This window comes from Thalassobacterium sedimentorum, from assembly GCF_031127905.1.
Lineage (GTDB): Bacteria > Verrucomicrobiota > Verrucomicrobiia > Opitutales > Coraliomargaritaceae > Thalassobacterium > Thalassobacterium sedimentorum.
This window is the reverse complement of the sequence record NZ_JARXIC010000026.1, coordinates 1-26541: the sequence shown is the minus strand read 5'-3', so window position 1 is coordinate 26541 and position 26541 is coordinate 1. Positions and strand designations below refer to the sequence as shown.

20 protein-coding genes are annotated in these 26541 nt (G+C 50.8%); 6 read left to right on the top strand and 14 right to left on the bottom strand.

What is annotated here, in order from left to right; all coding sequences use genetic code 11:
* Nucleotides 1-206: 206 nt before the first annotated feature.
* From gcvPB to QEH59_RS13970, 4 genes are all read left to right on the top strand, one after another.
* The gene (gene gcvPB, locus QEH59_RS13985) at nt 207-3170 is read left to right on the top strand and encodes an aminomethyl-transferring glycine dehydrogenase subunit GcvPB (RefSeq protein ID WP_308985996.1); all 2964 of its coding nucleotides are present in this window, start codon (nt 207-209) and stop codon (nt 3168-3170) included.
* Between the two features lie 259 nt (nt 3171-3429).
* The gene (locus tag QEH59_RS13980) at nt 3430-4308 is read left to right on the top strand and encodes a DMT family transporter (protein WP_308985995.1); all 879 of its coding nucleotides are present in this window, start codon (nt 3430-3432) and stop codon (nt 4306-4308) included.
* 195 nt (nt 4309-4503) lie between these two features.
* Nucleotides 4504-5064, top strand: coding sequence for a hypothetical protein (locus QEH59_RS13975; protein ID WP_308985994.1), 561 nt, complete (start codon nt 4504-4506; stop codon nt 5062-5064).
* 140 nt (nt 5065-5204) lie between these two features.
* Complete coding sequence (locus QEH59_RS13970; protein WP_308985993.1) at nt 5205-8390, top strand: PAS domain S-box protein; 3186 nt, start codon at nt 5205-5207, stop codon at nt 8388-8390.
* Here QEH59_RS13970 and QEH59_RS13965 read toward each other — a convergent pair.
* The 11 genes from QEH59_RS13965 to QEH59_RS13915 form a co-directional block, all read right to left on the bottom strand.
* Nucleotides 8360-11095, bottom strand: coding sequence for a response regulator (locus QEH59_RS13965; RefSeq protein ID WP_308985992.1), 2736 nt, complete (start codon nt 11093-11095; stop codon nt 8360-8362). The genes QEH59_RS13970 and QEH59_RS13965 overlap by 31 nt on opposite strands.
* Before the next feature lie 14 nt (nt 11096-11109).
* Complete coding sequence (locus tag QEH59_RS13960) at nt 11110-11559, bottom strand: response regulator (protein WP_308985991.1); 450 nt, start codon at nt 11557-11559, stop codon at nt 11110-11112.
* Between the two features lie 16 nt (nt 11560-11575).
* Nucleotides 11576-13648 carry a sensor histidine kinase gene (locus QEH59_RS13955; RefSeq protein WP_308985990.1) on the bottom strand — a complete coding sequence of 691 codons (2073 nt, stop codon included), beginning with the start codon at nt 13646-13648 and terminating at the stop codon, nt 11576-11578.
* 472 nt (nt 13649-14120) lie between these two features.
* Nucleotides 14121-15155 carry an FAD:protein FMN transferase gene (locus QEH59_RS13950; protein ID WP_308985989.1) on the bottom strand — a complete coding sequence of 345 codons (1035 nt, stop codon included), beginning with the start codon at nt 15153-15155 and terminating at the stop codon, nt 14121-14123.
* A 27-nt stretch (nt 15156-15182) separates the two neighbouring features.
* Nucleotides 15183-16001, bottom strand: a complete 819-nt coding sequence (locus QEH59_RS13945; protein ID WP_308985988.1) for a DUF4198 domain-containing protein — start codon at nt 15999-16001, stop codon at nt 15183-15185.
* A gap of 5 nt (nt 16002-16006) precedes the next feature.
* On the bottom strand, nt 16007-16546 hold the full coding sequence (locus tag QEH59_RS13940; RefSeq protein WP_308985987.1) for a DUF2271 domain-containing protein: 540 nt from the start codon (nt 16544-16546) through the stop codon (nt 16007-16009).
* A 6-nt stretch (nt 16547-16552) separates the two neighbouring features.
* Nucleotides 16553-17164, bottom strand: a complete 612-nt coding sequence (locus tag QEH59_RS13935) for a PepSY-associated TM helix domain-containing protein (RefSeq protein WP_308985986.1) — start codon at nt 17162-17164, stop codon at nt 16553-16555.
* A gap of 4 nt (nt 17165-17168) precedes the next feature.
* Nucleotides 17169-17582, bottom strand: a complete 414-nt coding sequence (locus tag QEH59_RS13930; RefSeq protein WP_308985985.1) for a MauE/DoxX family redox-associated membrane protein — start codon at nt 17580-17582, stop codon at nt 17169-17171.
* A gap of 217 nt (nt 17583-17799) precedes the next feature.
* Nucleotides 17800-18453: a thioredoxin domain-containing protein gene (locus QEH59_RS13925; protein WP_308985984.1), complete on the bottom strand. Its 654-nt coding sequence runs from the start codon at nt 18451-18453 to the stop codon at nt 17800-17802.
* A gap of 100 nt (nt 18454-18553) precedes the next feature.
* Complete coding sequence (locus tag QEH59_RS13920) at nt 18554-20686, bottom strand: TonB-dependent receptor domain-containing protein (RefSeq protein ID WP_308985983.1); 2133 nt, start codon at nt 20684-20686, stop codon at nt 18554-18556.
* Nucleotides 20687-20737: 51 nt separating this feature from the next.
* Nucleotides 20738-21715, bottom strand: coding sequence for an AraC family transcriptional regulator (locus tag QEH59_RS13915; protein ID WP_308985982.1), 978 nt, complete (start codon nt 21713-21715; stop codon nt 20738-20740).
* 168 nt (nt 21716-21883) lie between these two features.
* On the opposite strand from QEH59_RS13915, the gene QEH59_RS13910 reads away from it, so the two are divergent.
* The gene (locus tag QEH59_RS13910) at nt 21884-22507 is read left to right on the top strand and encodes a hypothetical protein (RefSeq protein WP_308985981.1); all 624 of its coding nucleotides are present in this window, start codon (nt 21884-21886) and stop codon (nt 22505-22507) included.
* Between the two features lie 17 nt (nt 22508-22524).
* The gene (locus QEH59_RS13905; RefSeq protein WP_308985980.1) at nt 22525-23976 is read left to right on the top strand and encodes a DUF4139 domain-containing protein; all 1452 of its coding nucleotides are present in this window, start codon (nt 22525-22527) and stop codon (nt 23974-23976) included.
* A 90-nt stretch (nt 23977-24066) separates the two neighbouring features.
* Here the strand turns inward: QEH59_RS13905 and QEH59_RS13900 are convergent, their stop codons facing one another.
* The 3 genes from QEH59_RS13900 to QEH59_RS13890 are packed head-to-tail and all read right to left on the bottom strand — an operon-like array spanning nt 24067 to nt 26330.
* Entirely contained in the window at nt 24067-25116 is a 1050-nt protein-coding gene (locus QEH59_RS13900; RefSeq protein ID WP_308985979.1) for a S1C family serine protease, read from the bottom strand.
* A gap of 9 nt (nt 25117-25125) precedes the next feature.
* Complete coding sequence (locus QEH59_RS13895) at nt 25126-25656, bottom strand: hypothetical protein (protein WP_308985978.1); 531 nt, start codon at nt 25654-25656, stop codon at nt 25126-25128.
* Nucleotides 25657-25697: 41 nt separating this feature from the next.
* Complete coding sequence (locus QEH59_RS13890) at nt 25698-26330, bottom strand: sigma-70 family RNA polymerase sigma factor (protein WP_308985977.1); 633 nt, start codon at nt 26328-26330, stop codon at nt 25698-25700.
* Nucleotides 26331-26541: the final 211 nt, after the last annotated feature.

Sequence of the window (26541 nt, the reverse complement as noted above, 5' to 3'; positions counted from 1 at the left end):
ATCGGCTGCTCCTCACCAGTGAAACCCCTACAAAAAGTCGAAGCTTATGAGCTCGCGCGCAATGAAACTCAATTCCATCTCATAAAGTCAAGTTCCGCTCCAAGATACTGCTGCAGTATCCTGAGAAAACTTATCTGAAAATTATTGTGTTTACAGGCGTCACAAGTCTGGATCGTTCGTTTTACAGCATCTTTTTACACACTACCATGCAAGCCTCACTAGCCGACCAGCGCGAACTCGCGCGCCACTACATTCCTGCCAGCGAATCTGACATTCGCGCCATGCTCGACGCCGTGGGCAAAGAACGGCTGGACGACCTCTTCGACCACATCCCCAGTGATGTGCGTTTCCCCAACGAGCTGGAGCTACCGGAGGAGCTGGAGTACGAGGCACTTAAAGAGCGCCTCAGCGCCATCGCAGCCAAGAATCGCATCGGCACCAGTTTTCTCGGCGACGGCGTGCCCGACTTTGTGCCGTCCCCGGTCATCGCGCCGATTTGCGACATTCGCAACATGACCACCGCCTACACGCCCTATCAGCCAGAGCTGAGCCAGGGCACCTTGCTGGCGCACTGGATCTACCAATGCTCGATGGCCCGCCTGACGGGCTTCGAAGCGGTGAACGCTTCACTCTACGACCGCTCGACTTCTATTTTCGAGGGCATCTGCGCCGCCATCCGCATGAGCCGTGGCAAATCAGCGGCTCTCATCCCCGAAACACTCTACCCGGGCGACTTGGAAGTGCTGGCCACTCAATCAGAAGGCACTGAAATCGAACTCATCCGAGTGCCCGCCGATCCGCAGACGGGCCTCATCGATCCAACAGCGCTCGCCGCGGCCGCAACGGATGCGGCGGATCGCCTCGCCGCCATCGTCTTCCCCCAAGTCAACACCTTCGGCTTACTGGAAGAGGTCGATGCGCTCACTCAATTTGCCGTTGAACGCGGGCTCAAAACGATCGCGGTGATTGATCCACTCTTGCTGGCGCCCGGCGGACTCAAGGCTCCCTGCGATTTCGGCGAAAATGGCGTCGATATCATCGTCGGCGAGGCCCACCACCTCGCACTGGCTCCCAACTTCGGCGGCCCGGGACTCGGACTCTTCGGTGTGCGTTTCAGCAGCAAAGACCGCAACGGCGTGCGCGCCGCCCCTGGCCGTTTCATCGGCAAGGCCAAAGACAGCGCCGGTCGCGAATGCCGCGTCGGCGTGCTCTCCACCCGTGAACAACACATCCGCAAGGACAAGGCCACCTCCAACATCTGCTCGAACCAAGCCTTTATCGCCACACTGGTCGGGGCTGCGCTGCTGGAACGCGGCGACTCTGGACTGGAAAAGATTTTAAGCGATCTACGCAGCAAGCTCAGCCAGGCGGTCGCCCAGTTAACTCGCTTCGATGGCGTCGAGCTGGCCTTCCCGCAGTCCAAAAGTTACCACGAAGTGACTTTTAAGCTCTCCCAACCAGTCGCCTCCGTGCTAACCGCCGCTCGCGCAGCGGGTGTATTGGCTGGGGCCGATGTCTCCGATCGCATCGCAGGTGAACGTCAGCTCTTAAAGCTCTCCTTCTCCAATCGCGAGCAACCACTCGACGCTCTGCTCGCGGCCTTTGAATCCGTTTTCGGAGCGCCCGCAGCTGACGCGCAAACATTGGCCGCCGTGTCTGCCGAGCAAATCCGCGCCACCGCGCCGGGCTTGCCGTGCTACAGCGCCGACGAAGTGATCCAATATTATCAGGAGCTGGGCAAACTCAACGTCAGCCCCGACGACGGTTGCTACCCGCTCGGCTCCTGCACCATGAAGTACAACCCGAAGGTCAACGACTGGGCGGCCAGCCTGCCTGGCTTCACCGACCTGCACCCGCAAGCGCCAGTCGAAGATTCACAGGGCTGCCTGATGGTGCTGCACGAAATTCAAGAATGGTTCAAGGGTATCACCGGCCTGCCCGGTGTCACTACGCAACCGCTCGCAGGCGCGCAGGGCGAACTGGTGGGACTCAAACTATTCCAAGCCTACCACCGCGACAAAGGTGAGACACGTGACATCATCCTGATCCCACGCTCGGCGCACGGCACCAACTTCGCCACCGCCACCATGGCCGGCTTCGGCGGCAAGCAGGGCAAAATCGTCTATTTGGAAGCCGACACCGAGGGCCGCGTGCTCAACGAAGACCTCGACCGCCGCATCGAAGAATACGGCCAGCGCATCGCGGGTGTGATGATCACCAACCCCAACACCTCCGGCATCTTCGAGACTTCCTTCAAGCAGATCGCGGAAAAGATTCACGCACTCGGCGGCCTGGTCTACATGGACGGCGCCAACATGAACGCCATTGCCGGTTGGATCGACCTCGGCGCCTTAGGCGTGGACGCGGTGCACAACAATTTACACAAGACCTGGACCATCCCCCACGGCGGCGGCGGCCCCGGCGATGCCATCGTGGCCGTCAGTGACAAGCTGTTGCCCTTCCTGCCTGGCTACCAAATCGAGTTCGACGGCACCACCTACACTCCCGTCAAAGCGGAAAAGTCGATTGGCTCCTTCCACCGCCACTGGGGCAATTTCGCGCATAAAGTGCGCTGCCTAAGCTATCTACTGCGACTCGGACACGCAGGCGTGCGCCGCATGTCGGCAATGGCGGTGCTGAGCGCCCGCTACCTCCACGAGCAATTACGCGAGGACTACGCAACCTTGCCCACCGGTTCCGACGCTGAACCGCGCATGCACGAGTTCATTCTCTCACTCAAACCCGAAGACTTCGGGGCACTCGAAAGTGTCGGCCTACGCAAGAGCGACGCCGCGCCCCGTATCGGCAAGCTCTTCCTCGACTTCGGATTTCACGCGCCCACCGTGGCTTGGCCCGAAGCCCTCGGCCTCATGATCGAGCCCACCGAGAGCTACACCCAAGCCGAGCTCGACCGCTTCGCCGAAGCCGTCAAAGCCATCCTAAAACTGGTCAAAGAGCACCCGCAAGCGCTCAACTCCGCGCCCCACTTCACCCCGATCGACCGCGTCGAAGAGGTGGAAGCCAACCGCGACGTCTGCCTCTCTGAGTCACTGGACACCTTGCCCGAGCTCAACGTCGCCCGCATCCACTCCAGCGAACTGGCCCAGATGCCCGTCGCGGCGATCTACGCCAAGATCGTGGAAGCAATCGAAGCCGGAGCAAAGAGCTGAAGCACTCAGCTGGCAGACGCTGGAGTGGAACCGTTAATTTACGTGAATTAGCGTGAATCCAGTCCGACGCGAGGCTGATAAGGATGAAAACTCATCGAGCTTCCAGCAAAGAGTCATGGCACCAAGGGTGCCGTGCATAAGTGTGACCGCAGCCAAGCGCTGCAGCGCTCACTCTTAGCGAGCGACTCTCCACTCTCTACTTATAGCACTCCCTACCACCTTCGCAGGAATAAGCACCTGCGGCGCGGCTCCCAAGCACATGTTCCCACAGATCAAGGTCCTCTGCTTAACAGCGCTGACGCTCATCGCGTTCGCCGGTAATTCTGTATTGTGCCGGCTAGCGTTGGAAGGAGCTGCCATTGACCCCTACTCCTTTACTTCGCTGCGACTCCTCGGAGCTGTCATGGTATTAGTTCCGCTCTCGATCTGGATAATCCCAGGCGCGGGCACTGGTTGGGCGCAGGGCTCTTGGCGCTCAGGATTTGCGCTCTATGCCTACGCCGCCGCATTTTCGATGGCCTATCGCTCCCTAAGCTCTGGCACGGGTGCCTTAATACTGTTCGGAGCGGTCCAAATCACCATGCTGCTGGCCGCGCATCGCCAAGGTGAACGTATGCATCGCAGTCAATGGACTGCCTTCGCGGTCGCCATCGCAGGGATCGTTTACTTAGTCTCCCCTGGGGTCTCCGCGCCAGATCCACTCGGCGCACTCCTGATGCTGATCAGTGGTATCGCATGGGGCGCCTACTCCATCGCGGGAAGGGGACGCTCGTCTCCCATCTTAACCACCTCGGGCAATTTCCTAAGAGCTGCACCATTTGCGCTGGCAAGCAGTGTCTGCGCCTTCGCTCACACACAGCTAATCCCCCAAGGAATCGCACTTGCGCTCCTATCTGGAGGCCTAACCTCTGGCTTAGGCTATGTCCTATGGTATACAGCGCTTCCCAAACTAACAACCACTCAGGCTGCAATCGCTCAGCTGCTAGTCCCCTTACTCGCCACACTGGGAGGTATTGTATACATCGACGAACAATTCACACTCCGCCTAGCCATCGCCTCAACCTTGATGATCAGCGGCGTCGCCTGGTCCATGACTCATAAGCGGAATTGTAGGGACAAAAATCTTCCGACGAATTAATAAACGGGCAATCGACACTCCTATCCATTGCGCACAGAGTGCCAAGCGTGGCTCCTAATATAATTAGGACCGCTGAATGCTTGGCAGACTTGGCATTCGAATGCCCCTCAATAAACGGAGCATACCACATTTCCCGCAAGCTAAAATGAGATTGCTTACTCAGCCCGTTTCAAATACAAAGAAACTCCTCTCTGCTTGAAAAAGCGCGACATGCCCCAGTCGATACCAGTCAAAATCACGAGCCTACTCTTGCTATTTTTTGCAATAGCAACCACGTGCGCAGCGGAACCCACCACACGTATTCTCTACCTCAGCTCGTATCATTCAGAGTTTACTTCAGCGCCGAGCCACTTTCAGGCGGTTACTCAGTTACTCAATCAAGCCAAGCGCGAACTCGATGTTATCTACATGGACACCAAGCGCCACCCAGTGGCAGAGCGTTTTCCAATCACATACGAATGCATCCGCGACAAAGTCGAATCACATGGGAACTATGACCTCATACTATCATCCGATGACAATGCTCTAAAATTTCTACTGGAGTATAAAGATACATTACTCGGCACCGTGCCAGTAATCTTCTTTGGGATTAACGATTATCAATTAGCTCACACCGCCGCAAGACGTGCCGAATTCTCCGGAATTCTCGAGCAAAATTCACTGCATGAAAATGCGGCACTTGCATTCGACCTATTTCCTAGTTTAGCCACATTACATGTGATTACCGACCCACTCCGAGCGGTCAGGCCCAATTAAAATCCCTACTGAAAGGCCTATCACCCGAGATTACAACTCGTCTTAAGATTGAAGACTTAAGCCATCTGAGTTTCAACGAACTCGCACAAGAGCTTCAAGCGCATTCTATAAACGACGTCCTACTCCTGCTATCGGCGTATATGGACAAGGATGGCACCCAGATGAGCTTTCTGGATCTTACATTGTGGCTCAAGCAACATACACAACGTCCGATTATTTACCCCTACTCCCATGGCATCGGACTCGGCTTTCTCGGAGGCAAAGTCGTCTCACACTATCAAATGGCTCAATTAGCAACAAAGTTAGCAGAAGACTACCTCAACGGCAAACCACAGCCAAAGAATCCTTTGATCGAAAACTACGGCAATGTTTACTACTTCGATTACAAAGAACTGCAGCGTCATCAGCTACGCCTCTCACAATTACCCCAAGATGCCGTCATACTCGACAAACCACTTTCAACGTATGCCAAATACAAGGCCTACTTCATCACTGCATTTATCATTGCCGTATTGCTCGCAGCCTGCGGCATCGTAATTGGATTCATTTATTTAAAACAGCGTAAGCTGCTGATTCACCTAAAGGAAAGTGAAGGTCAAACTGCAGGCCTATTCAAAAACAGCGCCACCCCGATCCTACTGATCGCCCCTCAAGGCGGACACATCCTCGATGCCAATCCCGCCGCGCTGGACTATTACGGCTATACCCAATCTGAACTTTCACAACTCAATCTATCAGAAATCGATGGAGGTGCCTTTGCTGCCACTGGGGACGTGCTGCAACAGGTCACGACAGGCGAAAAGAAGAGCTATCAATTCAAGCATCGCTTACGTAACGGCGAACAAAGAACAGTCGAAGTCCTATTTATTTGCATACAACAGAATGAAGAACCCGTACTCTTCTCGATCGTGCAGGACAATACGGAACGCCGTCAGATGCAAGAGGTGTTGGCCGCCGAACAGACGCGACTCTCCAACATACTTTCTGGCACCCATGTCGGCACCTGGGAGTGGAATGTGGAAACCGGCGCACTGAAGCTCAATGAATATTGGGCTGAAATGACAGGTCATAGCCTGGAAGAGCTAACTCCTATCACAGTACACACATGGATCGAATTATGCCATCCCGACGATTTCAAAATCGCTACCAAACGTATCAACGAGCACTTTGAAGGAAAAACAGACTACTATGCATGTGAACTGCGTATGAAGCACAAAGACGGATCGTGGATCTGGATTATGGATCGCGGAAAACTCACCACGCGTACAAAAGACGGAAAGCCTGAATGGATCTATGGCACTCACCAAGATATCACTGAAATCAAAAAGTCTGAAGAAGCTCTACGCCGCAATCTAGGCTTCATCACATCACTCTTTAACTCCATTCCAGATATGATCTTCTACAAAGATCTAAACGGGAAGTATCTCGGCTGTAACGCAAAATTTGCCAGTATAGTCGGCATGACGCCAGAGGTCATACGAGGGCAAACAGACTATGAACTATTTGATAAGGAATTAGCAGATGGTTTTCGCGAAAACGATAGGAGAATGCTAGCCCAAGGACATCCGCGACACAATAAAGAGTGGATGAGCGATCCAAGCGGAAACAAAGCCCTAATTAGCATGCTCAAAGCTCCTTATCAAAGCGCCAACGGAGACGCCTTAGGAGTCCTCGGTGTCGGCAGAGATATAACCCAACAATATCGCGATGAACAGCAACTACAACTACAGGCATTAGTATTGGAACAAATTCAAGACTGCGTGACTGTCATGGATCTCAACGGTACAATTACTTATGTAAATGATGCTGAAATTCAAACCTTAGGCTATGAGCGCTCCAAACTCATCGGCTCTTCAATATTGGAATACAGTACCAACAGTGACCCAGATCAAAAAGGACAAGACTACCTAGCTCTGACACAACAAAACGAAAGCTGGCAGGGAGAACTCACTAAATGCACAGCCGATGGCACCCTGAAACAGTTTATTAGCAAGATGCAGTTGGTTCGAAATCGGGATGGAGAGATCGTCGCCTTAAGCCAGGTATCAACCGACATCACAGAGCGCAAAAAATACGAAGCGGCACTCATCGAAGCAAAAGAAGCGGCCGAAGCCGCCAGCCAGGCAAAAAATGTCTTTCTAGCGACAATGAGTCATGAATTACGCACACCACTAAATCCCATACTCGGGTTTACTGATCTATTACTTCAGGTAACAAACTTGCCCAAAGACCAGCAGGGATGGCTAGAAATTATCAAATCACGTTCTCAAGATCTACTACAACTCATCGAAGACATCTTAAATATATCACGCATCGAAGCTGGTCGACTAAGGATCGAAACGAAACCCAGCTTATTGCAGGACATTCTGGATGATATCTTTAGTATCTTTGAACAACCCTGTCAGGAGAAAGGCTTGATCTTACAATCTGAAATGACTTCTGATCTAAATACACCCTGCTGTATCGATCCAGCCAGGACTCGACAAATCCTCCTCAATCTGGTCGGCAATGCCATTAAGTTCTCCGAATCCGGCGTCATCCAGATTAAAGCAGCAATGCAACAAACAATCGAAAACAACCCCAGCACTCCAGCCTGCCTACACATTATCGTAAGAGATCAGGGGCCTGGCATTCCGGAAGAACAACATGAAACTGTCTTTCAAGAATTCCAACAACTCGACAGCTCACATAGTCGTGCACATGAAGGTGCGGGGCTGGGTTTAGCCATTTGCAAACGTCTAACAGAACTGATGGGAGGACGAATCTGGATAGCAAATGATTACCGGCAAGGAACCGAGTTTCATGTTCAAATTCCGACACCGCTACAACAAATACCCACAACAGAAACAAATCTTAAAAAAGTAATTTCAAACCCGATTGAGGACAGCACTCAATTAGTATCAAGCAACACCGACGCCGTTCAGATGGCGGTGCATCCAACAAAAGAGGTGCTCTTGGTCGAAGATGAACCAAGTAATGCCGAACTGATGATCGCCTGTTTAAAACAACGACATTTTCAGGTAACACATGCTAAGACTGGGCAAGACGCGATCGAACTATGTAATTCTAAGCGCTACTCCATCATTCTTATGGATCTAAAAATGCCTGGAATGAGCGGATTTGAAACGACCCGAAAACTTCGCAAAACGGGCAATACCACTCCCATCATAGCCGTCACTGCTCTTGCTTTCCAAAATAATCAACTCGATTTAATCGCAGCAGGAATGGATGGAGGCCTGCAAAAACCAGTCGAGCCCGATGCCCTTTGGTCAATCATAGATAAGACCATTACCCATTATACCTCAGGTTCCTCAAAGAACGATTGATCAAAAAAAGTCTTTAATTTCGACAAGGTGACAGGCTTTTCCAGAAAATCATCCATACCAGCATCAATCGCCTCTTTTTTTATATCATCAACAACATGAGCAGACAGAGCAACGATTCGCACCTTCGAATTCTGATCGCTCGCCGCACGGATCCGACGCGTCGCCTCAATCCCGTTCAATTTGGGCATCTGTATATCCATCAAGACTAAACAAAATGTATCACGCGACAGCAGATCGAGCGCCTCATAGCCATCTGTAGCAAGCTCATGCACTACATTCATGGACTGAAGTAACTCACTAATCACGAGACGATTCATTGCATCATCTTCAACGACCAACACTTTTGCTTGCTTGGAAACAGATGCAAGCGGGCGAACTATAGGACTGGCTTCAGACTGAACAGTAAGAACCCGTGGCAAACTCAGCTTAAACGTAAAAGTAGACCCCTTGCCCAGCTCGCTGCTGACAGTGATCGTCCCGCCCATCAATTCGGCAAGCTCTCGACATAAATTAAGACCAATGCCCCTCCCATCATATTTGCGCGCAGCTCCCTGATCAACCTGGTAAAAGCAATTAAAAATGTGCCCCATCTGTTCGGAGGAGATGCCGATGCCGGAATCAACTACTTTCAGAGTAAAACCTACCTTATCACCATTGAAAATAGGCGGCAACAACTCGACACAGACCTCCCCCTGCTCGGTAAATTTAATCGCATTATTTAATAAGTTGATTAAAATTTGCCGTATTTTACTAGCATCTCCCATACAGATCAACGGTATCCCCGACGAGGCATCAGCCTGATTTATATACCTCAATGTCAGCCCTTTTTCCAGCGCTTGCGGATGAAACATCTCAATCACTTCATTTACCGTCGCGGAAACCGATAGCGCTTGAGAGTCCAATTTCATTCGCCCTGACTCGATACTGGCAATGTCTAAAATTTCACTGATCAGTTTAACTAAGTGAGAAGCAGAAAACTGTATTTGTTTCAGGTAGGCACAATGCTCTGCATTCGTGGTATCGGATAACATCAACTCAGCAAACCCCATAATCGGATTCAGAGGAGTGCGCAATTCATGGCTCATCATCATGAGGAACTGATTCTTGGATTCGTTTGCATAATTGGCAGCTTTCAGAGCCTGCTCTAATTCAACGGAATGCAGTCTCGTTTCGGTCACATCCTGATAGACTCCCCAGACTCCTGTGATCTCACCATTCGACCAAATTGGAGCGCCCTCGGTGCGACACCACTTGACCTGTCCTCGACGATCACGAACCTCCAAAGTCAGACCATAAGGAGTGCCCGTTTCCATGCATTGATCCCAAGCACACTTAAGCTTTTTCTGATCCTGTTTCGAGTACAGCGATAGCATTTCATCAATCGTAAGACTGCTTCCATGGGGCATCGCATGAATTTCGTAGATAGGGTCAGTCCAATAAACTAACCTCGATGACTTTAAATAACGCCATCCACCAACCTTCGCCATAGAGCCAATCTCCCGCAGAAAATTTTCCTGCTCATTCAATCGTTCCCGCTGGCGAATTTCCTGAGTCACATCAGTCTGAGTAGACACGTAATGGGTTACCTTCCCGGCCTGATCCATTACAGGCGAGATACGCCATGAAACAATATACTCGCTCCCGTCTTTACGGTAGTTCGTCGTCATCCCCTGGAAGGCCTCATTCACCGCCAATTTCATGCGTAATTTATCCAACACGCGACGGTCAGTCTTAGGCCCCTGAAAAATGCGCGGAGTTTCCCCCAACAATTCGCTGGCAGTATAACCTGACATACGGCAAATGGCCTTATTTACATAAAGAATTTTCGGTCCCGGACGTTCTAAATTAGCTTCAGTGATTAAAATGGCGTCAGAGGATTGGTCCAATGATTTGGCCATCAGGTGCTGCATTGATTCCGACTCGACCTCACGTGTGATATCTCGCAGGCAACCTACGACATTAAGACCATTGCCATCATGTGGACTGCCTAGTGTTTCACGCGTTTCTTCAACCCAACGCTTTCTATTATCACCACACTGAATACGATACTTCAGCTTAATTTCACCGTCGACCGCTTGCTCATAAGCCTGCCGTACCCGTTCGCGATCCGACTCAACGACCAGATCCAGCAGCCGCATACGCCGACTCATGAATTCTTTTTTCGAATAGCCCGTCAATCGCTGAATCGAATCCGAAAAATAACATTCACAAGCACCTTCACTAAAATGCGATTCGCTCCACATCACCATCTCGGTGCGTTGTAAAATATCCTCAATTGTGGCAGCCTGCTCTTGTAATTGACGTCGCTGGATCGCATTTTCGTATGCATAGCGTACGGAACGGGCGAGCGTCGCCCCATTCACTTCTTTTTTCGTCAAAAAATCTGAAATCCCCACACCTTCCACCTGTTGATCAATCTCACGAAACACTTGATCTGAGAGACCTGTCAGAAGAATTAGACTCACACAGGCATCTCGCTCACGAATTTGACTGGCAAACTCAACCCCATTTATTTCACCCAAACTATAATCGATGAGAATTACATCCGGATCGTACTGCTTTAAGAACTCGCTCACATTCGGCGTTTGATCGAACCATTGTAAAACATAAGCGCCCTCATTCAAACCATCCGATAAAGCTTCCTTCGCGAGGATGTAATCATCCTCACTATCTTCGATCAGCACTATTTGTATTGGAGCATTCATCTTTGAGCTGACAACTACGATTTGCCAGGCTTTGGAATCTCGACAACTTCGATCCAATATCTCTTGAGTTCAGCAATCACACTCACCAAGCCCTCAAAACTCACCGGTTTGGTCACAAAAGAATTCACGCCACTTTCATAGGAACGCACAATATCTTCATCCGACTTCGAAGTAGTCAAAATGACAACAGGTATCCTGCGCAGGACGGGATCTGCTTTTAATTTTCTCAATGCCTCACGCCCGTCCATCCGAGGCATGTTCAAATCCAGCAAAATGATCAAAGCAGGGGCCTCCATATCTGCTGTCTTCTGATTCAGCTCTTGATTTAAATAATCCAGCAGCTCCACACCATCATTAACAAAAACATAAGGATTACGTACCCCACAGGACTCCAAAGCCTCTTTGATCAAGAACTGATCATCCTCGTCATCCTCGGCTATCACAAACTTAATCATTGGAGGCATATTTGTAAAACTATTGTTAAGGCAGATCAGTGCAAATAAAATCGTCAGCCAAAGGCAGGCAGAACGAAAAAGTTGCCCCCTCTCCGAGAGCGGATTGCACACTCAATTCACTTCCATGTCGTTCAACAATGCGCTTACATATTGCTAACCCAATACCTGTGCCAGGATACTGGGAACGCCCATGCAGGCGCTGAAAAACCTTAAAAATCTTATGCTGATACTTCGGGTCCATTCCGATGCCATTATCCTTAATATAAACACGCAAGAAGGCTCCTGCCACCTCGAAAGTCAAGTGCACCACAGGCGGCACATCTGAATGCGTAAACTTTAGCGCATTACTAAATAAGTTCTGAAAAAGCTGACGCATCTGCACTTCATCAGCCAGTATCGTAGGTATGCGATCGGGCAGTATGATGCACCCATGCGTCACTTCCAAACGATCGACAAAAGTCTCCTGCACCTCCAGCAGCAAGGCGTTCAAATCAATCGCTTTAAAAGGCTGAGCACGAGTCTCCACTCGTGCATAGTTCAATAGCTCATCAATTAGTGTGCCCATTCTGTCGACAGCCCGGCACATTCGATTCAAATAATCCTCTCCTTTCTCATCCAACGCCGTGCGATAGCCAGCATGGATTCTCTGACTGAAAGCCTTAATAATACGTAAAGGTTCTTGTAAATCATGAGATGCTACCTGCGCAAATTCCTGAAGATCACGGTTACTTCGCTCAAGCTCTTGATTTGCTTTTTTTAGCCCCTCCTCTGCCTCTAGCCTCACTTGAATTTCTTCCTGCAATTGACAGTTTAACTGCAGGGTTTCCTGAACCAGTTGTTTAAATCGTGTATTCTTATACACAATCCACCAAGTCATCAAAACCGCAAATGCGGTAGTCAGCCACAACAGCCGATGCTTAACGACTTGTAATTGTAGAAACAATTGCGGGTCTGGAATGATACGAAGTACGAAATCCATACCATAGTTTTGAAATTTCAACTCTTGCCCCCACTCCTGATATAGATCCTGTGGCAGTTCAAAGTTCTCACGAATCTGGTGCCCATTTATGGTCATAAGCATGCGCTCATTCTTAACATTAGAGAAGGCAAGCTTCTGCAGGTAGGCTGCAAAAGAGATTCTCACAAAGAAAATTTGTTGCATACGGCCTTCGTCTGCCCCCTGAGGTTGGAGCGGGAAAGCGATCAACCCCGACAAGTGATTCTCCTCCGACGCCAGATAAATATGAATAGGTGCATCCACCCTCTGTTCGGTGATAAGACGCTCATAATGGGGGAACACCCTATGTAACTCCTCAATTCTCTTCGGGTCTCCCCATAATCTGACACCAGCCTCACTTCTCGAATAAATAAAGAAACCTTGTACGACTTTTAACCGTTCATCCAACATCTCAAAATCCATACCAAAGGTATTCCCATCCGCATCTGCATCCGAGACGAGCATACCACTGCGAAATAAACCTAAAAGCCGAACAACATCATCTAGCTCCGCGGTAATCTCACGCTTCATATCCGAAAGCATTAATTGACTGTCTTTTTCAAACAATTTCCGATCCAAAGCGAGACTGGTAGAAATCACCGTATATGCAATCAACGACACTCCCATGCATGCCAAAAACGCGGACCTAGTTGGCGAGATTCGCGATATATAACGATGTTCACCACGTAACTGCAGCCAGGCATTACAAGCGATGAGCAGGCAATATACAGGATCGCTCACATCTGCACCCAATAAACCAGGTCGCCGCTCAAAGCCCAGTAAATGCGCAATTACAGCGGAGCCAAATAAAGCCAGCATCACGACCCAGCAGGCACTGCCTAAAAGATAAGTCCAATTACTGCGTTTTGAACGCAGGATACTCAGCAAAAAAACAGTGTAGATCAAAAAATAAAGAACGCTAAAGGAATGCGGGATGTCCTGAAATAAGACTGTAAGTTGATGCCGATGTGAATCGACCAACAAGAAATCAGGTTGCAGTAGTATCAGCAACTCGAAGACTCCTAATCCCGAGAGTAATACGAAACAAAGCGCCTTCTCGAAGCGTATCGACTGCTGCGTTAATAATCGAAGACTAACCACTCCACATATAAACAATGCAAGTGAAAGGAACGGATGTGATGGCCCCCAATGAGCAAGACCAAAACCCGAATCAAGATGAAGCGACCATAACACTGCCGTCAACAATCCGCTCGCACAGAGCATCCAGGAAAGCCATTTCTGAACCCTTTGAACGCTCACATATTGTAACCAACGAACAAGACTCACAAAGCTAATGATAGAGCCCTAAGAAGCTCCCGACAAACTTATTCGTCTAAGCAGAAGACTGCCTTCCCCACAGCCCCCACTAACATCCATCACTGAATTGAAAGCACCTTTAAATGAGGAATTAATTGTAAAACGATACAGAATTACAAAGTATCTTGAAATGCACTGTGCTCCCCCCCAAAAAAATGAACGACAGTAGCAGGAATCTTTCGTCTCTACCTTCTGCGTACGGTCGCGTATCGCAGACACACAGGACAAAAACACGCAACCTAAAGGAAGCTACAGTTTACAAATATGCCGCCAGCGCTTGCGAATAACTCACTTTCAAGCGCCCGCTGGCGACTCGTGAGAGAAAACGTGCTCGGATCCCATGCGCATTGGCGTGCTCGAGCCCCTGCTTGCGGCCCTTCACAAAGAGTGCGGTGGCCAAGGCGTCGGCATCCATACAGTGCGTGTGCACGACTGTTACATTGAGTAATTCGCCATCGCGTAGATCGACTTGTTGTGGATCTACAATGTGTCCGACGCTGCCGCTGGCATCGCTGCGTTGACGTTGTGAGTTTCCGGAAGTGGCCACCGCTTCGCCACACAATGCGAGCACGGTTTCGGGAACGGTCGCCCCCGTCTCCTCTTGGCTGGGCGTCTCTAACAGCAGCCACCATGGCTGGCGATCTGGCTTGCAGCCGCGGGCAAAGGCCTCCCCCCCGACTTCTAATAAATAACTATTTAATCCGATCGTATGCAACACCTCGACTGCTTGATCAATGGCAAAGCCTTTGGCGATCGCACATAAGTCCAAGTGCAGGCCGCCTGGGCACAGCACCTGAGTGTCCGTTTCCACTTGAATCGTTTGCCACGAGGGTCGTCTCAGCTGACGCTGGGCCTCCCTGCGACACTCTGCGGACGAGGCGTCCACGATCTGCGGACCGAAGCCGAGGCTATTCACCAGCGGGGCCACAGTCGGATCAAAGGCGCCGTCGGTTTGGGCCGCGTAGGCGAGTGCACGGCGCAGGACCCGCCCGGTCCAAGCATCCACGCTCACGCGCTCACCCGCTGATGCCGCATTCAAACGCGCAAGATCCGATGCGGGCTCCCAAGGGCTCATCGTTTGAATCACTCGCTGAAAGACTGCCTCCACCCGCCGCTGTAATTCCGTGGGCGAGGTATGCGCCACCTCTGGCACGCGCAGTTGCCACACCGTGCCCATCGTATTCCCCCCGAGCACCCAAACTCCGGCATCCGCCGCGGGCCATGCCAGCGCGTCCGGATCGAGCTCGGGGGGAATGAGCACAGTGCGCTCCGATTTAGCAGATGAAGTCATCGGCGATTCTGCAGCGCGCTGTCGCGATTACTCAGGCAAGACCTCAAAAGTCATCGTTAGCCCATAGCGCAAGGACAAGGGAGCGCCTTCGAGCGTGCCCGCATCCTCACTGCTGCTAGTGTCCAACCAGTAACGCCCTGGTTGATCAAAACTGATTTCGATTTGCCCCTCGGCATCCGTCACCAAGGTTTGTAGGCCGGGCTCATCGCGGTAGCGATCATCGCCACGTACGACTTCGACTTCCAGACCTTCCGCAGGCTCGCCATTGAGCAAGAATCCAAAGGTGACGGTCTCATTGGCAAAGAGATCGTTCGGGTGGGTCACTGGCACAAATTCAATGCCTTCGCCAGTGCTAGCGAAAACATCGACGGTGGGGTTGTTCACCGTGACCGCAGTTTCCAAGCGACTGAGGCTCTTCATCACAGCGACGCCTTCTTTCGCAAACACACCGGCTTCTTTCAGCTCGGCCAAATCGCCGCGCATACGCTTGCCTTCGCCGTCTTCTGTCCAGCGTGCAAAGTAGCCCTCGCGCTGGTTCAAGACTCGGTAAGTGCCTTCTTTGCTGACATGGAAATCAAAAGTGCCACGGATATGCCCCTTCATGGCATTTTCAATCGTGCCGAATTCGCCATCGGGCTCGATGATCTGAATCGACTCCGGCGAGAGTGCCACATGGTTAGGGAAGAAGAGATCATTCGACACCGCCGCATCCACGGTGACCCAATGGTCCGTGCCCGAGAGCACATGAGACGAAGGCAGCAACCATAGGCGGTGCGCACTGGCAGTGGAAGCAGCCAGCGCCAGGCCGAGGAAACAACTGAGAGCGTTTTGATATCGTTTATTCATAATAACTAACTTTCTGGATTGGTTTGTAGTTTAAAAGTGACAGTGCCGAGTTCACGCGATCCTTGGGCACTGAGCTCAGGCAAGTTTTGGCCATCCCACTCAAAGGGGATGCGGATCATTTCGCGGCCGCCCACTTCGCGTGAGGCCTCCACCACGAAGGCGTAATTGCCTGCGGGCAGATTAAAGAAGCCGCTCTCGCCTTGCCGGTAGACGATGCGGTGGATGCCGGGGGGACGTGTTGGACCACTGACGCCATCAATCGGCATATCCTGTGAGCGACCGCTTTTACGCCACCATTGACGCAGGTCCTTGAGCCAGGTTTCCCCCTCGTCATTGCTCATTTTTACATCATAGAGCACCGACAAATTCTCCACCGCCTTACGGTCGGAATCTTCGATCCAGACCGCCACATAGGGTCGATGGTATTCCGCCACCGACAGACGGGGAATCTCGATCGTGGTTTCAAGTTGCAGGGCTGCCGTCGATTGCAAACAACCCGTGGAAAGTAGCGCCGCTTTGAGCGCGCTCTGTGTTTTGGTTTTCATAATGATTTAGTGCACAAAAAAGATGATGAGAATGAACGGGAGCAGAAATCCCGAGATAATCAACGGCCAGGTGCTCGGGCGTCGTTTGGCATGCACCAGTAAGAGGAAGAAGCCTGTCATACAAAAAATGATCGTCGCCACGGAAAATACATCGAGAAAGACGAACCAGGCAAAACCGGTATTTCGCCCCTTATGCAGGTCATTTAAATAAGCAATCATCCCACGCGTGCTGCGCTCATACATCACCTCCCCACTCTCGCGGTCGATCAGCAACCAAGCATCCCCGCCGGGACGCGGCAGACTCACATAAATCTCATACTCCGACCATTCACTGGACTGATGGGCCACCGACAGGTCAAACTCCTCCTCAATCCAACGCACCACGCTGTAGGGCAAACTATCTGTGGCGGCCGCTAAGTCTGCCTGTAATTCGCTGGGCAATAGAGCATCCTGTTCATACACCTCCGGCTCCGAGCCGATGCTGCCGGCATGATTGAGTGTAATGCCGGTAAAGGCAAAGAGCAGCATGCCCACCAGTGCGATCGCACTACTGACCCAATGCCAAAGATACAGCTGTTTAGTCAACTGTGCTTTCCAACGACGTTTCTTAGCTTTCATATAATTAATTCTTCTTTGGCGACGCATGTAAGCGCGACGGCTGCAAGACAAGCCAGAAAGCCAATACACACAGCAGCCCCGCCCGTCCCAAAGCCACTGCCAACGGCGCACCGCGACCTCCAAAACAACCGCAATGGATGTCCAGGCCCCGTGCCGCACTCAACAACAAGATCACAACAAATAATGAGCAGAGCCCCCAAACCGCCGGCCTGACAGTTTCCGGCCAAAAGTTTGCAATCAATGCCAGCCCCAAGATTCCCTCCAAGTAAGGCACGAATAAGGTAATCAAACGCAGCCCTCGGTCTGGGATGGGCAGTTCATACGCAAGCAGCGCCGCATGAAATCCGGACAGATCCTGCAGCTTCGCCACCGCGGACCAAGCAAAGACGGCAGCAAGCAGTATGCGGAGTATGCGCACGCTCCAGCGGTGCGCTGTGCCCCCATGCATCATTGCTCTAGCGCGCCCCCAGCCGCTGGTAATGTTTGAAAGACCGGAAAGTCATTTCTCGGGAAAAATATCCGCTGCTCACTGAACCAGTCCGTCGCCAGCCCAGCCAACAGTGCCAGCGCACAGAGCATAAGCAAACGTGCAGGCCGCAGTTGCATCAGCCGTGTTCGAAAGCGGCGCAGACAAGTCATTGCGCGCCCTCCGTCTTTAAGGCGGCATCCAGCACATGCCGGAAATAGGCCAAGTCACCCACCCCGTCGATGCGTGCTTCCAAGAAAGTCCCGTCGGGCTGGCGCTTGCGCAAAATAAAAGTTGGCAAAGTCTTCAGGCCCAATTGCTGCCCCTCAGCTAGGTCGGCTGCGAGCTCGGCTTGCAGTGCAGCGGAATCCAAGGCCGCCTCGAGAGCGGGAAAGTCCACTGAATCACGACTCCGCAGCAAACTATCCAAACGATAGGCCGGCTTGCGGCCATTTTCCACTAGTATTTCCTCCACAGCCGCATATTGCCCGCTGCGCAAGCCGGCGCGTGCGTAAGCGGTGAAACGGCTCTCGTCCTTTTCGGGATCTTCCGGCAAATCCAGCATCACCCAGCGCAACTTGCCAGTATCGATGTACTCCGCCTTAAGAGTGGGAAAAATGCTCTTCTGAAATTGACGACAATGCTGACAACGAAAACTTCGCGCCTCGATAACGACCACCGGTGCATTCGTTTCGCCGAAAGAAGGCCGCTCGCGTAAGGCAAACGGGGCGCCCAACAATGGGTCCACTGTATCTGCAACAGTCGAGAGAGGCAACATCAGCGCAGCCGCGGCAAAGGCTATCATAAGCGTGAACAATTTCATGTGCGTCAGTTTAGGAGTGTGTTGACGGTTTAATGCAAAGAAGCCCCCGCGAGTCGTTGCGACCCGCGGGAGCTATCTGATTGGACGTATGGATATAGATTTAGAAAGTATAAGTCGCGGAGAGCCAGAGGCGGCGCGGTTCTTCGTTATTGCTATAGACGTTCGAGTAGCTGGTGCTGCCACCGTCATCGTAGGCCTGATAGTCGACAAAGTCCTTATCCAACAAATTGTTGATAGTCGCGTTCAATGTCACATTCTCAGAGAGCTGATACACACCGCCGAGATGGAAGAGCACATAGGCTTTATAGTCGCCCAGAGCATCTTTCGCAGCACCCTCGCTGCGGAAACGTTCTCCACGGTATTCACCGCTCAACCAGAGCGAGAGCTTATCGGTGGTATTCCAGCGCAAGCGGGCATTCACCATATGCTCGGGTGTGTCGTAGAGTGGATCTCCCTTGGAATCACCACTCTGCTGCTCACTATCGGTGTAAGTGTAATTGGCGGTCAAGGTCCAGTCTTCAGCAAACTGAATCGTAGTGGAAAGCTCCAAACCTTGTGACATCGCTTCATCGACATTCACAGTCTGTCTGAATTCGTCCACATTGGGCCAATTGCCGTAATCTACGCAACCGGGGCGATTCGGATCCCCCGCCCAGCTACAATTCAGCAAGCCGGGGCCATTGGCGATTTTGTCATCAAACTGATTGTGGAAGACTGTCGCACTCACGCGCACCCAATCGAGGTTGTCATAAACCACGCCCACTTCATGTGTGACACTGGTTTCCGGCGTCAAAGTCGGCGTACCGATCAGGGGAATCGTGCCCTGTCCACTGTAGCCAGTAATACCGTCCGCAAGTTGATCCAGACGTGGCGCCTTGTAGCCATAGCTGATGCCCCCCTTCACCGTCCACTGATCGGTGACAGACCACACAGCATAGGCACGTGGGCTGACTTGTGAGCCGAAAACATTGTGATCATCATAGCGCGCGCCAAAGGTCAGAGCCAAATCCGGCAGAATGTGCCACTCATCTTCAAGGAACAAAGCCCATTGCGTGTGTTCGTAAGGCGCATCCGCGACCCCGTCGATCATCTCGGCATCCCACCATTGGCCACCCAGTGTCGCACGATGCGATCCTAGGTTATAAACGGCCTTGGTATCAAAGACGATATTAGTATTCTCCAACTCACGTGGACCACCGACATTAGCCGTGCCCGCGGGCAGGACGCGACCGATGGTTTCTGTCGCATTGTGCATCAAGCTGGAGTCCAGCTGACCTTGATCATAGCGCCAAGTGTGCGCCAATGTATATTGCTCACGGTTGAATTGAAGCTCATCCTCGTAGCCACGAACGCCCAAAGTTCCCAATTGAGCCTCACTATTGTCGTAGCTCTGACGAGCGATGTCCGCATCAAACCATAGGTCGTGATCTTCGTTTAACATATAGGTCAAACGACCGCCCAAAGTATAAATATCGGCTTCCACGGGACTGGGGCCACGCTTACTCACTTCTACCGGATCCCCCGCGTCATCTGTATATTCTAGATCCGACTCAAAACGCTTATAATAGCTTCCGCGCAAAGTCAGGCCTAGGGTTTCTTCGATCAAAGGACCGCTGAAATAGAAGTTACTGGTGGACGTATTTCCAAAATCGCTATCGCCTTGGATGGTGCCGCCCGTAGTCAAACTGCCACCCCACTCCGAATTGACCTTGCGAGTGATGATATTGACCACACCGCCCATCGCGTCGGAACCATAGAGCGTAGACATTGGGCCGCGAATCACCTCAATCCGTTCGATCGAGGATACCGGCGGCAGAAAGCTCGTCGAGGTCGAGCCAAAACCATTAGGCGTCACATTACCTGCGACGTTTTGACGACGCCCATCCACTAGAATCAAAGTGTAGTCGCTAGGCATGCCGCGAATACTGATCTCGCGACCACCCGTCTTTCCAGCCGAAGAACTCACGTCGACCCCCTCAACCTCAGACAAAGCTTCTGCCAACGAGTTGACTCGCTTTTCTTCCAAGTCCTGCCTGGAAACCACAGAAATACTGGCGGGAGCATGGGTAATGTCCTGCTCAAATCCAGAAGCGGAAATCACCACCTCCTCGAACTGGACAGGATCCATCGCCGGGACCTCCTCAGAGAATGCTGTGCCAGAGGCAAAGATGCCCCCCAGCGCCAACACTCTGGCTACATTTATTTTTGAATCGTTGATCTGCTTAGCTTGCATAAGACGCTATTGAGACTCAGTCTCTAAGGTTAAGTCCAGCCACATTTATATTCAAAAACCCAAAGGAATGTCCAAAATCCCCAAAGAGCGGGTAAATTCGCCCAGGCACACACACAGACCTTGCAATTGCTCACGACGCGTCACGCGCTTGCCGACCCGACGTGCATCGCCGGGCGAGTGCCCCATCATTTTCTTATAAAAGCGCCCAAAGTTAGAGGGAGTCTTAAAGCCCAACTGATAGGCAATCTCCGCAATACTCAGTTCTGGACGCTGAAGCCTGAGCTGTGCTTCCAAGAGCAAGCGCTTCCGAATCCACTGCATCGGAGATTGCGCCGTGCTGGCATGCACGTGCTTCTCCAGTAAATAAGTCGAAATCCCCAGCTGCTCCGCATAGAAGCGCGAGCTATGCTGCGCGTGATAATGCTGATCCAGCAACGACACAAAGTGAGTCGTCACTCTGACTGCTGTCCCCTGCTTCAGCTCAGCCTGCCCTTGGAAATATCGGTTATAATGCACTAACAAAAGCTTCAACCGCGCACACATCGTTTTTTCTCGATACGCTTGATCGGATCTATATTCCCGCATTAACCACTGACATTGCCAATCAGCCTCCTCAGCGACACTCGCACTTAATTGCGCCACTGGCGAATAAAGCATCGCATTCAAGAAAAGCAGCTCGGTTAAGCCATCAGTGGTATAACCTGCACGGATGATTAACTCATAATCAAATACAATTACATAACCGCGCGCATCTTCTGAAAAATCCCACGCATGCACCTGCCCCTGCTGCACCAATACTAAAGAACTAGGCGAGACTCGCCACTCGCCCGTCTCACTATAAAAATGCGCGTCCCCCTGTTGCAGCCATAACAACTCCATCACCTGATGTCGGTGCGGCTGTTTAGATCTAGCCGGTATCGTAGTACCTTCGAACTGCCAAATCTTACAATATGACAAATCCTCATGTCCTACAATGGGAACACTTCCTACCGCATCCATCGGTGCGCTCTCTACTTTACGGAATTCCATGGCTCTTTAGATAAGATTGAGTCTCAATTGCGCCTAGTAAACCTTAAAAATATTAAAAGAATCTCAAGCCATTCGTGGCATGGTGCCACAGCCACATTCGTAATACACTGAGCTAATTTTACCTTTAATAACTCGCACCAAGAAGCTGAGACTATACTTCTATATATCATGGGAACTGAAATTGCCTTTATCATAGCACTCGCCGTCGCCGTCGCTGCCACCTTTTGGCTCATACTCCGAAGTGCTTCGGACAAAATCATCACTCAATACCGCATAATCAGTGAAAAACTAAACTTAGAAGTCACAATTCCAGAGAGCAAACTGCTTGGGTTCGTCCGTAACGAACCAGCCTCCTACGGGATCTACCGTGGACGCGAACTCTCATTATCGGTGCCCGGCAAAGGCCTGCAAAATACGCGGCAAATTGAAACGGTCCTAAAAATCGAATTAAAAAACCCAGACCTACGCGCACAATTCACAGCAGCAGGGATCATCGGTCGTTTCAAACAGCGCGACAGTGGCGGCATGACCCGCTGGCAAAGTGGCGACGCCTCCTTCGATCAGGCAATAGATGTACGTAGCAACCACGGCCAGCAACTCAAAGCGATACTAGGCAAGAAAGCGCTTAACTGGCTAAGGAGATCATTAAAGAACAGCAAAGGCTCTCTATATATTGGCAATGGCACACTGGTGTATACTGAACTCGGCCTCATTAGCAACGAAGCCGTTCGCCAGCGCTTCGAAGAGATGATTGAGTTTTTGTGTGATTTAGCCGAAACAGTTGAAGCTTAAACGAGTCTATATAGCCCATGAAATCCATAGCCCTCCTCCCCGCACTAATTGCCTGTGCCACTTCACTATCCGCGCACACAGCAATCACCGTTTACAATGGCAACTTCGGTGTCGTGCGCGACACCGTCCCACTTGAGCTGACACAAGGGATCAATCAACAAAACTACAGTGGTGTCACCTCGCAACTCGAGCCCGAATCCGTCATCTTACGCGATCCTACCGGCCAAATTGCCATCAGTGTTGTCGAACAAAGCTACCGCGGCGACCCAGTCGACCAACAGCGCCTGCTACAAATGTTCCAAGGCCAAACAATCCGTTTCCTTAAAACTGTGGACGGTAAAGAAGTCATTCAAGAAGGCACAATCATTCGCGCCCCCTCACTGGCCACCACGACCAATCAATACGGCAACCAACAGCAACAAATGCTGGAGCCGATCATACAAGTCGATGGCCTATTAATGACACGCCTACCAGGCACCCCACTGTTTCCCAGCCTAGGCGACGACTCTATCCTAGAGCCCACTCTCTCCTGGAAGCTTCACTCCGACGCGGCCGCCCAATTCGATGCACAACTCAGCTACCTAACCTATGGCATGTCTTGGAAATCCGATTACAATCTAGTTTTACCTGAAGAGGGTGATGAAGTTACGCTCACCGGCTGGATCTCTATCGATAACAATACAGGAACCAGCTTTCAGGATGCTGCCATCAAACTCATCGCCGGCGACGTCAATAAAGTACAACCCTCGGCTCAGCTAAGGGGTCAAGTCATGGAAATGGCCATGGCAAAGTCGTACGCAGATGCCCCTCAAGTCGAAACCAAAAAGTTTGACGAGTTTCACATGTATTCGCTACCACTCAAAACAACATTACGGGACAGCGAAACCAAACAAGTTGAGTTCGTACGCGCTGAAAAAGTGACCACAAATAAGCTCTACGTATACGACGGCTCTGGTGGCACACGTTATTACGGCGGTGTCAATACAAACCAAAACTATGGGCAGAACACGCAGCCAGACGTTGCCATTTATCGTGATTTTAAGAACAGCGATGCCAACGGTCTAGGCATCGCACTCCCAGCAGGTAAAGCACGTTTTTACCGCATGGATAGCGATGGCCAACTAGAGTTTACCGGTGAAAATACCATCGATCACACCCCCAAGAACGAGACAATTCGCGTCTATCTCGGAAATGCCTTTGACCTCGTCGGAGAACGCACATGCACAGAATTTTACAAGCATCCAAGCCGCAACATGATGCGAGAAACCTTCGAAATTGAAGTCCGAAATCGCAGCGAAGAATCAGTCCAAGTGCAAATCATTGAACACCTCTATCGAGGCTCAAACTGGACAATTGAAAAGCACAGCGACGCATTCACCCAAACAAATGCCCAAAGCATCGAGTTCCCAGTGACTATCCCAGCTGAAACCACAAAAACGGTTTCCTACACCGTCGAATACACCTGGTAAGAACCATTTAGCATTCTCGAACAGCGAGCCCTGCAGATAGGCTGCGGGGTCTTGCTCACTAACAATACACCAGCAAATACACCAGCATCGCTAGGGCTTAACTGCATCCATATCCGCTTGAACCTCAGCCTGCGCTTCAGTCGCGATGATAGGATCCTTCTCAGGCCGGGGCAATGTCTTGACCGAAAGCTTAAGCAGGCTCCCCTCACGAAGCACCTCCACAGGTGTAAACTGATTGGCACGCGTGAAAAAGAAAGCATCTGGCACATCAAACACGTCGCCAATTGAACGACCGGCGATCGAAACCAATTGGTCCCCAGCTTGCAACCCTGCCTGAGCTGCAGGAGCATCCTCAATCACCTTCGATAAGTAAACCCCGGTCGAATCGTCATCGAGTAATTGAGATGTCACCTCAAAGCCCATCCAACCATGTATTATATGCCCGGAAAACATTAGGTCATCACGCACGCGAGCAAGCGCAGCTACCGGCAATGAAAATGAACCATCCAGCTCAACTATCGACGCAACCGACATGCCAATAAACCGTCCATTCAAATCTAAAATCGGGCAGCCCCCTTGCCCACCATCCACTGAAATCGATGTTCGAATATAACTGGTAGGAAAAACCTTATTACCCAATTTCTTTTCGATACCAGTAAAAAGCCCCATGACTGGAGTCGGCCCAAAATCCAAAGGACAAGTAATCGCAATCGCAATAGATCCCGTCGCAGGCAATGGCTCGGAGGGGTCCAATTTAATGATGGAAAAATCAGCCGGTGGCTCCAGCACGCGCAAAACCGAAATATTCGTCAAACGATCATGCCCAACAGCCTCCGTGGCATAGGGGCGCCCCTGATACTCAATCCATACGCGATCGGCTCCAGCAGCCCGACTCGCACTGACCAGCACATGGCCCTCATTGCTAATAAAAAAACCAGTTCCCACTCGCAAAGCGATCTGCTGCTTCCCTTCGACTTCAGCCCCCGCATACGCCGCTTTCACACGCACGACTGCATCTTTATTCTGCTCATAAACCTCAAGCAAGCGCCCCTGCAACGCCAAAGCCTCAGCACCGTTCCCCCACAGACCAGCAACGAAACAGGTTAGCGACAGCCCAATCCGAATAAACCAAGATCGCATCACGCTTATCTAATAAACCAGCCCAGTCGCCAGTCCAGTGCCAGCAAAAGTAGCCGTATCCGCAACGTAGGCTGCACTGTCATAGCCAACAACTTCAAATGTGTCGTGCGCAAACTCTTGAGTATAGCCCGCATCTACACCAGCAGTAATTGCATCCAACTGATAATCCGGCGTGAATGCAGAATCGAAATCAGACATAGCGACCTCGACAGGCGCCGTACGCACATCAGCAGGAATCTGCTCCGCCAATGCAGGACCAATCACAGGTTGAGACAGCTCTACAAATGCTGGTCGCACAATCATCATCGCAAGAAAAGCAGCCGCAGCTCCCACTGCAGACATTTGCGCGATGCGCCCCGAGGCTCCACGTAGGATTTGCACGTACCAAGGATCCTTCTTAACCAAAGTTTGAAGCATGCGCTGATGTAGCTCACAATCAAATGCATTCCAAAATGCATCGTCAGGCTTTTCCTGCCGCTTCAGGCGGAGCAAATCTTCGACTTTAACTTCTTTATCTTGGGCGTTGTTAATATCTACCATAGGTAATTGATGAGAAAAATAGCGTAACTCAAACGTAGTTGCTAACCGATATATTCTTGTAAGTACGACTGAAGTTGCTGTTTGGCATAATGCAGCCGAGAACGCACAGTTCCCACAGAAGTTTTAGTAATTTCTGCGATCTCAGCATGCTCCAAGCCTTCAATTTCATGTAAAATAACCACTGTTCGATGCTTTAGAGACAATTTTTGCAGCGCATCGTTCAATTTTTCCTGTAATTCACTCACTAAAGCTCCTTTTTCCGAACGATTCTTAGCCGTCAAGCGCTCAAATATCTCAGAATTAGAGACTTCTTCATCAATTTTTTCATAACTGATAAACCGACGACGATTTCGTTTCTTAAGAAATGTCATCGTGGTGTTAATGGCGATGCGGTAAATCCAAGTGAAAAACGACGATTTTCCTTTAAAACGGCCAATGGCCTGAAACGCTTTAATAAAAGTATCCTGAGTCAAATCGGAGGCATCCTCGCGATTGCTGGTCATATTATAGATGACCGAAAAAATATGTTCTCTATATTTCTGCACTAACTGGTCAAAGGCACCCACATTCCCGGCCTGCACACGCTGGACAATTGCCCAATCAAGATCGCGCTCAGAGACTGTTTTCTCTTGAGCACTGAAAATTGAATCTGTGACTGAACCTGTATTAGCCATTTACCTGCTTCATTCAATCAACTCATTGCAAAAAAGCAAAAGCTAATTCCAAGTCAAATCACATATGGATTTCACATACAATCAACAAAGACTCAAGTAAGCGAAGATATTCTACTTATTTCTACATTGTTAAACTACGAGATGTAGGCGGTTCATCTCTGTTTTCGATAGTGGTGTTCAATGGATTTGAGTCTTGCTGTGTGTCTTTGTA

What these genes read in the sequence shown, in the direction of transcription:
- gcvPB (WP_308985996.1), top strand. Translation starts at nt 207, where the DNA reads ATGCAAGCCTCACTAGCCGACCAGCGCGAACTCGCGCGCCACTACATT.
- QEH59_RS13980 (WP_308985995.1), top strand. Translation starts at nt 3,430, where the DNA reads ATGTTCCCACAGATCAAGGTCCTCTGCTTAACAGCGCTGACGCTCATC.
- QEH59_RS13970 (WP_308985993.1), top strand. Translation starts at nt 5,205, where the DNA reads ATGGACAAGGATGGCACCCAGATGAGCTTTCTGGATCTTACATTGTGG.
- QEH59_RS13965 (WP_308985992.1), bottom strand. Translation starts at nt 11,095, where the DNA reads ATGAATGCTCCAATACAAATAGTGCTGATCGAAGATAGTGAGGATGAT.
- QEH59_RS13960 (WP_308985991.1), bottom strand. Translation starts at nt 11,559, where the DNA reads ATGCCTCCAATGATTAAGTTTGTGATAGCCGAGGATGACGAGGATGAT.
- QEH59_RS13950 (WP_308985989.1), bottom strand. Translation starts at nt 15,155, where the DNA reads ATGACTTCATCTGCTAAATCGGAGCGCACTGTGCTCATTCCCCCCGAG.
- QEH59_RS13945 (WP_308985988.1), bottom strand. Translation starts at nt 16,001, where the DNA reads ATGAATAAACGATATCAAAACGCTCTCAGTTGTTTCCTCGGCCTGGCG.
- QEH59_RS13940 (WP_308985987.1), bottom strand. Translation starts at nt 16,546, where the DNA reads ATGAAAACCAAAACACAGAGCGCGCTCAAAGCGGCGCTACTTTCCACG.
- QEH59_RS13935 (WP_308985986.1), bottom strand. Translation starts at nt 17,164, where the DNA reads ATGAAAGCTAAGAAACGTCGTTGGAAAGCACAGTTGACTAAACAGCTG.
- QEH59_RS13925 (WP_308985984.1), bottom strand. Translation starts at nt 18,453, where the DNA reads ATGAAATTGTTCACGCTTATGATAGCCTTTGCCGCGGCTGCGCTGATG.
- QEH59_RS13920 (WP_308985983.1), bottom strand. Translation starts at nt 20,686, where the DNA reads ATGCAAGCTAAGCAGATCAACGATTCAAAAATAAATGTAGCCAGAGTG.
- QEH59_RS13915 (WP_308985982.1), bottom strand. Translation starts at nt 21,715, where the DNA reads ATGGAATTCCGTAAAGTAGAGAGCGCACCGATGGATGCGGTAGGAAGT.
- QEH59_RS13910 (WP_308985981.1), top strand. Translation starts at nt 21,884, where the DNA reads ATGGGAACTGAAATTGCCTTTATCATAGCACTCGCCGTCGCCGTCGCT.
- QEH59_RS13905 (WP_308985980.1), top strand. Translation starts at nt 22,525, where the DNA reads ATGAAATCCATAGCCCTCCTCCCCGCACTAATTGCCTGTGCCACTTCA.
- QEH59_RS13900 (WP_308985979.1), bottom strand. Translation starts at nt 25,116, where the DNA reads ATGCGATCTTGGTTTATTCGGATTGGGCTGTCGCTAACCTGTTTCGTT.
- QEH59_RS13895 (WP_308985978.1), bottom strand. Translation starts at nt 25,656, where the DNA reads ATGGTAGATATTAACAACGCCCAAGATAAAGAAGTTAAAGTCGAAGAT.
- QEH59_RS13890 (WP_308985977.1), bottom strand. Translation starts at nt 26,330, where the DNA reads ATGGCTAATACAGGTTCAGTCACAGATTCAATTTTCAGTGCTCAAGAG.